Genomic DNA, 1,285 nt, shown 5'->3' on the forward strand with positions numbered 1-1,285 from the left:
GGAAACGCTGATTAATTCGATCTGAACTTAGACCACGCGTCGTCAAAGACGGCCAACGAGAAAGATCGCAGTCTTCGCAAAACCTACGAATGGTATAATAATCCCAGCTCATGAGCACAATTTGCGGAGATGTACATGGAACGACAGATCACTTTTGCAGACATCCAGAACGCAAGCCGCAGGCGGGTGACCAAGCGCGAGGAGTTCCTGCACCAGATGGACGAGGCTATTCCCTGGGAGGCGCTCGTCGCACTGGTAAAGCCCCATTACTTCGAGGGAAGGCGCGGCAGGAGGCCCATCGGGATCGAGAGGATGCTGCGCATGTACTTCCTGCAGCTGTGGTTCAACCTCTCCGACGAGGGAGTAGAAGACGCGATCTACGACTCGCGCGCGTTCTCCGAGTTCATGGGCATATCGTTCGGGTTGGGGGACCAGGCGCCCGACGCCACGACGCTCCTCAGGTTCAGGCGGATCATCGAGTCCAAAGGGCTCGCCGCGCAAGTGCTCGACTGCGTGAACGCGGTGCTGGAGTCGAAGGGCGTCATGATGCGCGGCGGCTCCATCGTGGACGCGACGTTCATAGAGGCCCCCTCGTCCACCAAGAACGCCTCGAAGTCCCGCGACCCCGAGGCCCACCAGGGCAAGAAGGGCAAGAGCTGGCATTTCGGCTACAAGGCCCACATCGGGGTCGACGCGGGGAGCGGGCTCGTTCACACCGTCAGGGCCACGGCGGCGAACGTCTCCGACGTGACGGTCGCCCACGCCCTCGTGCGCGAAGACGACGGCTTCTGCTACGCGGACTCCGGGTACGCCGGCGTTTCCAGGCGGCCCGAGGTCGCAGGCGACGGGCATCTTTGCGAAGTCGAGTGGAAGGTGGCCGAGAGGCCCTCGCGCATCAAGGGCATGCGAGGGCTCGCCGTCGAGCACGATATCGAGTCGCGCAAGGCGTCCGTCCGCTCGAAGGTCGAGCACCCCTTCCTGATCGTGAAGAGGCAGTTCGGCCATGCCAGATGCCGTTACAGGGGCCTGGTTAAAAACGCCAGCGCCCTCACCGTCCTGTTCGCGCTCGCCAATGTGGCGATGTGGGCTAGGGCGGGATGTCCCGAGGGGCCGGCGGTATCGCCGGCGTAGGGAGAGCTATGCCCGAAAGCGCCTTGAACCCCCCGGTAGGGGATCTCGCAGAAGGGCACAAGGCACCTTGCAGCGCCTCTTAAAGGCAATTCGGCGCGAAAACTCAATGGCGAAGCTGAGAAGATCGGTGTAAGTGCTATTGATCAGCGTTTCC

At 62.1% G+C, this 1,285-nt stretch carries 1 protein-coding gene; it reads left to right on the forward strand.

Annotated features, from left to right (window positions below; translation table 11 throughout):
• Positions 1–135: 135 nt before the first annotated feature.
• Positions 136–1,131, forward strand: coding sequence for an IS5 family transposase (locus tag G7Y37_RS09055; protein ID WP_165063138.1), 996 nt, complete (start codon positions 136–138; stop codon positions 1,129–1,131).
• Positions 1,132–1,285 lie beyond the last annotated feature (154 nt).

Origin of the sequence: Adlercreutzia sp. ZJ154, from assembly GCF_011039055.1 — a bacterium.
Classification (GTDB): Bacteria; Actinomycetota; Coriobacteriia; order Coriobacteriales; family Eggerthellaceae; genus Adlercreutzia_A.

Bases quoted from the DNA above. Each gene is read 5' to 3' on its own strand.
- G7Y37_RS09055 (WP_165063138.1), top strand. From the start codon at position 136: ATGGAACGACAGATCACTTTTGCAGACATCCAGAACGCAAGCCGCAGG.